The sequence below is a fragment of the Cesiribacter andamanensis AMV16 genome, from assembly GCF_000348925.1.
GTDB classification, from domain to species: Bacteria; Bacteroidota; Bacteroidia; order Cytophagales; family Cyclobacteriaceae; genus Cesiribacter; species Cesiribacter andamanensis.
The window spans coordinates 25221-32233 of the sequence record NZ_AODQ01000044.1; the positions used below are offsets into that span (position 1 = coordinate 25221).

Annotated in this window: 6 protein-coding genes and 1 tRNA gene; 2 read left to right on the forward strand and 5 right to left on the reverse strand. The window is 51.8% G+C overall.

Features of this window, described 5'->3' with window-relative positions; all coding sequences use genetic code 11:
• Window positions 1-7 precede the first annotated feature (7 nt).
• Genes ADICEAN_RS09855 through ADICEAN_RS09870 form a run of 4 tightly spaced genes read right to left on the reverse strand, consistent with a single transcriptional unit; the run spans window position 8 to window position 4912 of the window.
• Window positions 8-2380 carry a GumC family protein gene (locus tag ADICEAN_RS09855; protein ID WP_009195440.1) on the reverse strand — a complete coding sequence of 791 codons (2373 nt, stop codon included), beginning with the start codon at window positions 2378-2380 and terminating at the stop codon, window positions 8-10.
• Window positions 2381-2401: 21 nt separating this feature from the next.
• Complete coding sequence (locus ADICEAN_RS09860; protein WP_009195441.1) at window positions 2402-3208, reverse strand: polysaccharide biosynthesis/export family protein; 807 nt, start codon at window positions 3206-3208, stop codon at window positions 2402-2404.
• Complete coding sequence (gene rfbC / locus ADICEAN_RS09865; RefSeq protein WP_009195442.1) at window positions 3205-3750, reverse strand: dTDP-4-dehydrorhamnose 3,5-epimerase; 546 nt, start codon at window positions 3748-3750, stop codon at window positions 3205-3207. The genes ADICEAN_RS09860 and rfbC overlap by 4 nt, the downstream gene beginning before the upstream one ends.
• A 52-nt stretch (window positions 3751-3802) precedes the next feature.
• A complete protein-coding gene (locus tag ADICEAN_RS09870; protein WP_040396641.1) occupies window positions 3803-4912 on the reverse strand; it encodes a glycosyltransferase family 4 protein in 1110 nt (369 codons plus the stop codon).
• A 180-nt stretch (window positions 4913-5092) separates the two neighbouring features.
• Between ADICEAN_RS09870 and hflX the strand changes: the two genes are divergently transcribed.
• Together hflX and ADICEAN_RS09880 are read left to right on the forward strand one after the other, a co-directional pair.
• Complete coding sequence (gene hflX, locus ADICEAN_RS09875; protein WP_009195444.1) at window positions 5093-6295, forward strand: GTPase HflX; 1203 nt, start codon at window positions 5093-5095, stop codon at window positions 6293-6295.
• 74 nt (window positions 6296-6369) lie between these two features.
• A tRNA-Arg gene (locus ADICEAN_RS09880) sits at window positions 6370-6441 on the forward strand.
• Window positions 6442-6540: 99 nt separating this feature from the next.
• On the opposite strand, the gene ADICEAN_RS09885 is transcribed toward ADICEAN_RS09880, so the two are convergent.
• Window positions 6541-7013 (reverse strand): HNH endonuclease (locus ADICEAN_RS09885; protein ID WP_040396642.1); only part of this gene is annotated, 473 nt, incomplete at its 5' end.

The following is a 7013-nucleotide window of genomic DNA, read 5'->3' on the forward strand; positions in this document are numbered from 1 at the left end:
TGGGTTCTTATTGCTCAAAATAACCATGGCCGTAGCCCCCTCCGTAGCCATAGCCGTAGCCATAGCCATAGCCTTTGCGGCGGCTTACCCCATTCACAATTACCGACAGGTTGGTAAACTGGTTTACATTCACCAGGCGGTTTAGCGTATTAAAGTAGGCCTTGCGGGAGTAGTTGGCCCGGAACACATACAGGGCCAGGTCTACCTTCTGCATGATCAGGATACCGTCTGTAACCAGGCCCACCGGGGGGGTGTCCATTACAATTACATCATACCTTTCCTTAAGTTTTGACAGGATGGCATCAAAATCACTGTTCATCACCAGCTCCGAGGGGTTAGGAGGCGTTGGGCCGGCCGGAATATAATCCAGATTGGGGATAGCCGTTTTCTTTATACTGCTCTCCAGTGAATGTTTTCCAATCAGAATGGTGCTAATGCCCTCAGAAGCATTTTCGCCATCCAAGGCCAGGTGTACCTTAGGTTTGCGCATATCCAGGTCCAGGATGATCACCTTTTTCTTGGAAAGTGCAATTACGGCGGCCAGGTTTACAGCAACAAACGTTTTGCCTTCGCCACTTACCGTTGAGGTAATGGAGATCAGGCGGGTATTCTGCCGGGCACCCACAAACTCCATATTGGTACGGATGCTCCGCAACGATTCGCTAAACGCTGATCTGGGATTGTCCGTCACAATCATGCGGGCAGTGGGGTACTTGTTATTGGTCTGCGGCAACGCACCCAGCAGGGGCGCATGGGCCATTTCTTCCACTACAATCACCCCATTTACCTTATTATCCAGCGTATAGAGCGATCCTACAAATAGCACGGTAAGCATCATACTTACCATAAAGCCCAAACCATGGATCACCCATTTGTCTGGCGATATGGGCGCAGAGGGTAAGCTGGCCGACGAAAGGATCTTAAAATCCGTGGTCGTACCTGCATTCTCAATTTCCAGTTCTATTTTCTTAGACTGTAGGTTGAGCAAAAAGCCCAGCAGCTGCTGGTAGTTGCGCTGCGATTTATTGAATTCGGTGCCCTTGGAAGGCAGGCGGACAAAGGTGGACTGAAGCTGTTTTTGCCTGTTTTGCAGGTTATTGAGCTCTTTTCTGATGCCACTTTCATATCCCTGGATGGCGTTTGCCAGTTCCTCTTTCACCGCACTGATCTTCTTGTTTCGCAGCTGTACGGCCTGGGTGTTCTCATTCTGAGAAGCCAGTAAAATTTCTTTTTCAGATGTAAGGGTATTCAGTTCTTCTACCAGTCCTTTGAGTTCTGCCGGAAAATTTCCGTCCTGCCGGTTTACCAGAGACTGTGCGAAATAAGAATCCTCCGCCTCAATGCGGCTTGCCAGTGAGGTGATGCTGCTAAGCTGCTTTCTGAGTTGTACCCGCTGGCTGTCTATTGCCTCCATCATAATGATGGTTCGGTTTATATCGCCCGCCAGGTTGGTGGTCTTGTAGTCTATGGTAAAGTTTTCAAAGTACGACTCAAAGTCTTCCAGTTTGGCTTCAGTTTCCTCTACCTGCTCATCCAGAAAGGCAATGCGCTTGCTGTTTGACTTTATCTTTTCTTCTTCGGTATAGCCCAGGTACATATTGCTGAGCACATCTACCAGTACCTTGGCCTTAAAAGGATTATGGTCCGACAGTGAAATCTTGATGGTTTTTGCGCTGGGGTTGAGAATGGATACACTTAAGTTCTGCCTGAAATAATTGATCAGGGCATTGTCGCTGTTAATAATAAAGTAATAGCGGCTCTCGGGTATATCCTTGTTGATGCCGTTTCTCAGACTCAGGCTAAACGTAAGGGGGTCTGTTTCAACCGTTTGCCCAAAGCGGTGCCGGCCGGAGATTTCCTGATCTCCCAGCTGGTAGGATAAGGTGTATTCCTCACTGTTGTGAATGCGTACAAAAAACCGTCTGTTGAAGAAGCTTTCATCCTTTACCAGATAGCTTACCTCAAAGGGAGAAGAGCGGTACTTTTCATCATCCAGAATTTTACCCTTCTCAAAATAGCTCACATCCAGGTCAACGGCCTTGAGCACCCGGGTGAGAAAGAGCTTTGACTTGATCAGTTCAATCTCTTCTGACATCCCGTTCATGTTCTGATTGGGGTCAGAATCCAGGGAGCGGTAGCCCAGGAAATCAGCCTGCTTGTTTACGCCCAATTGCAGCTCAGAATCTGAGCGGTACAGGGGTTTCGTATAGCGCAGATAGAGATAGGCACTCAGGTTACAAACCAGAAAAATCACAATGATAATGGGAAGGCTCTTCTTCATAACATTGTACAACTTGTCAAAGTCGATGTTATGAATAGGGAGCCAGCCTTTGGTGTCCTGACCCTCGGTATATTCTACATAGGTAGTTTCTTCCTTCAAAGCGCCTCCTTTTTGTCTGGCTTAGTTATTGTTTCCCAGGGTGATAACAAACAAGGTAAAGGTAATCAAACTGGATACCAGACCTAAAACAGGACCTATGTCCCGAATAGTTTCAGGTAAAATTCTTCTAATGGGTTCTACATAGATGATATCTCCGGATTGTACCTGTAAGGAGGCCATTCGCATCCCTTCTATTGTACTCAGGTCGATGATCTGCACCTGGGGATCATCCAGATTGCCCCGGATAAGACGTATGTTATGGGCTTTGCCGGTTCCCTCAAAGCCACCCGCCAGGGCCAGTACCTCCAGCAGGTTTACATGCTGATTATTTTCAAGCGGGATTACCTGTCCGCCTGCAGCACCCAGTACAATTACCCGCTTGTTTAAAAAACGGGTAATAACAAAGGGTTCCTTATAATAGGTGCTATAGGCTATGGCCAGTATGCTATCGGCCTGGTGAAGCGATAGGCCCGCCAGGGCAATGTTGCCCACCATGGGGAGCCGGGCTTCTCCGTTTTCCTGCACCATGTACTGGGGCCGGTTCTGCAGGTTCATGTTCTGCATGCCTATGCCACCGCCGCCACTACCGCCGGCAGCCAGCTCCCGCATGAGCATGGCATTGGGATCTACCAGGCGCTCGCCATTATTGGTATAGACCGAAACATCCAGCAGGTCAAAGTGCTGAATAATATAGGTTCGCTCAGCTTCAGTTTCCTTAAGCTTTTGGGTCTCCTCCTTCACCTGTAGCATGATATCCTGCCGGTATACCCGGCAGCTACTCTGAATGAGGACGAATACCAGTAAAGAATAGAGCAGATTGGTTTTCAACGGTTCAGGCTATTTGTAAATTCCTTAAAGGTAGGCAATTTTTGGTCTTTTTCCGATACGTTCGGGCTGGCTACCCCCCAGTCTATGGCAAGCTCGGGATCGCTCCACAGAATGCCCCCTTCGGCAGCCGGATCCCAGTAATCGGTGCATTTATAGGCCAGTATGGTATCTTCCAGCGCCAGAAAGCCATGGCCAAAGCCCTCGGGCATGTAAAAGAGCTTGTGCTCCACATCATCCAGAATGGTGGCATGGTGCCTGCCAAAGGTGGGCGAGTCAGGCCGCAGGTCTACGGCCACATCCAGCACCCGGCCCTTGATTACCCGGATCAGCTTGCTCTGCTGGCTGGGGCTGTTCTGAAAGTGAATGCCGCGCAGCACCCCCTTGCTGGAAAACGACTGGTTGTCCTGTATAAACAGGTCCTTGATGCCCAGTTCCTTTAGTTTTTTATGCTGATAGGACTCAAAGAAGTAGCCTCTGGCATCTTGCAACACCTTGGGGTAAATTTCCAGAAGTCCCTGGATGGGGGTTAAGCTAGCGCGCATGTAGTAGTGGATTTGGCTGCGAAATAAGCGCAGGCAGGAGTAAAGTCAAAATTTATCGGGCGAATTCGCGGATGGTGGCCAGGTAGCGCTCAATCACCAGGCGCTCATCAAAGCGCTCTACGGCAATTTTACGGCTGTTGCGGCCCAGCTGCAGGCGGTGTTCTTCTTCCAACTGGTACATTTTCAGCATTTTATCGGCCAGGTCCCGGGGGTCCCGCACCCGGCACAAAAAGCCGTTGTGGCCATCGGTAACCACATTGTTGCAGCCCGGCACATCGGTGGCTACAATGGGTTTGGCCGCGCTGGCCGCCTCCAGCAGGGTGCGGGGTGTGCCCTCGCGGTAGGAGGGCAGCACAATGCAGTCGGCCTTGTGAATATGGGGCAGCACCTGATCGGTAGTGCCCAGGTAGTCGATCAGCTCCTCCTGCACCCACTGGTCCAGCACCGAGAGCGGAATGCCCCGCCGGTGGCCCGGATCGGCAGCGCCCAGCAGCTGAAAGCGGGCTTTTATACCCTGCTGCTTCAGCAGGCGCACCGCATCGGCAAACTCCACCAGGCCCTTATCAAACAGCAGGCGGGAGATCACCAGAAAGGTAAACTCCTCGCCCCGGTGGTGGCCGTTGGGCATAAAGCGGCCCGTATCAATGCCCGAGCCGGGAATCACCTCCGTAATGGCCGGGTCTACAATACCGAAGCGCAGAAACAGCCCCTGATCATCGGGATTCTGGAAAAAAACCTTTTTAGGCGAGCGAAAGGCGTAGCGGTACATGCGGCGGGCCACCTTGGCCACCAGGCTGTTGTTGAGAAAGACTGTGCCCAGTCCGCTTACATTGTTGATGCAGGGAATGCCCAGCATGCGGGCCGCCACCGAGCCGTAGAGGTTGGGCTTGATGGTATAGTGCAGCAGCACATCGGGCTTCACCTGCCGGTAGGCCGCGTAAAGCTCCTTAAACACACCGGCCTCTACCAGGGGGTTGGCGGCGCTGCCCTGCATGGCTACCGGCACAAAGTGGCAGCCGGCCTCCTGCAGCCGGGCCGAGTAGGCATCCCGCGGTGCAATGGCCCATACCTCCATTCCTTCCCTTTGCAGGGCCCGGATCAGGCCCATTCTAAAGTTATAAATGTTCCAGGAGGTATTTATGACGATCGCAACTTTCTTCATACAGGAGGCAGACCGGTTAAGGGGGCTGCTAAGCAGGTACTTATCGGTAGGTACTGTCTGCAAAAATATAAAAGAACATGTCAATTTTTGCCATCTGCAGCTGTAATTTATCCATATAAGCGGAACCGCGCCATAGGCCATCCTGTTCTCTTATACTATATTTGACGCAGCGATACATACATGATAGAACCCATTTCCACCGCACCCAAGATTGAAACCGCGGTGCTGGTAGCCTTAGTTACACCCAAACAAAGCAGTCAGCAGGCCAAAGAATACCTGGAGGAGCTGGCTTTTCTGGCCGAAACCTCCGGGGTGCAGACCCTCAAGACCTTTACCCAGCGCCTGGAGCGGCCCGATATCCGCAGCTTTGTAGGCAAAGGCAAGCTGGAGGAGGTAAAAGCCTATGTGCAGGAGCATGAGGTCGATATTGTGATCTTCGACGATGAGCTGACCCCCTCGCAGGTGCGCAACCTGGAGGGCGAGCTCAAGTGCAAGATCCTGGACCGCAGCCTGCTCATCCTCAACATCTTCAGCGTACGGGCCAAAACGGCCCAGGCCAAGGCTCAGGTAGAGCTGGCCCAGTACCAGTTTATCCTGCCGCGCCTTACCCGCATGTGGACTCACCTTACCAAGCAAAAAGGCGGTGTGGGCATGCGGGGCCCCGGTGAACGGGAGCTGGAGACCGACCGCCGGATTGTGCGGGACCGGATTGCCTTTTTGCGGGAGAAGCTCGACAAGATCGAGCGCCAGAGCGAGACCCAGCGCAAGCAGCGCCACAAGATGGTGCGCGTAGCGCTGGTGGGCTACACCAACGTAGGCAAGTCCACGCTTATGCAGCTGCTCTCCAAAAGCGATGTCTTTGCCGAGAACAAGCTCTTTGCCACCGTCGACTCGACCGTGCGCAAGGTGGTGCTGGAGGGCATCCCCTTTCTGCTTACCGATACCGTCGGCTTTATCCGCAAGCTGCCCCACACCCTGGTGGAGTGCTTTAAGTCTACGCTCGACGAGATCCGGGAGGCCGACATCCTGCTGCATGTGGTGGATATTTCCCATGGGGCCAGCCATGAGCAGATCGAGGTGGTCAATAGCACCCTGGCCGAGATTGGCGCCGGCGACAAGCCCATGATCATGGTCTATAATAAGGTAGACGCCCTGCCTGAGGAAGAGCGGCAGGAGCTGCTGGAAGCCGGCGTGCCCGAGCCCAGCGAGCAGCCCATTGCCGACCGGGTGTTCATCTCGGCCCTCAACCGCGAGAATATTGACAGCCTGCGCCGCAAGCTCAGCGAGCAGGTCGAGAAGCGCCACTTTCAGATCTTCCCCAACTACCTCAAGCCCCAGGTCTACGACGGCCAGTGGAGCTATGATGGGGAGGAAGAGGAATAAGGGGCTTTGAACTAAGCGATTGAAATCTCTATCTTTGCCCGCCCCCCTTTTCAGAAATTGTGAAGCGGGTAAATGGCCTCGTAGTTCAATGGATAGAATAGAAGTTTCCTAAACTTTTGATATGGGTTCGATTCCCGTCGAGGCTACTGAGAAGAGGGCTGCTACTTGATGTAGTAGCCCTCTTCATTTATGCTTCTTGATACTGTTAGCTTTATAAGCTGCTAATATGTATCTACCCATTGCCATTAAGGCACAAAGCGCTCCTGATTGTGGTAGTCTAGTAATTCCGGATCAGGTAAAAACCTTGAAGGCAAAATGATTTCTGCCTGATCATATTTAATGAACAGATCCTGCAGAGAAGGGTCTTTCTTGTTTTGAGTTATGACTGAGGAAATTTTGATTCGGTAGTCAGGGGTTATGGTAAGCAGCCCGTGCTCAAAAGCTTTGTCATGTAGTGCATTAATGGCGATGCCATTACGTGGATTCACTCTGTTCTTTTCATCAGTACTCCAGGGGCGAATATGGCCGGCAATCAGTAATTGCGGATTTTGTAAACCGGTGATACAGCAACGATCATCGTAGGCGGCAAGAACAGCGGTTCTAAAGAATGCCTGATTTACTCTGACTTTAACCACCTGCACCCGCTCCTTTCCTTCTTTAGGAAGCTCGGCATCAGCCATCGGAAAAGATTGTTCGAGAGGAATATTTTCAAGTTCAG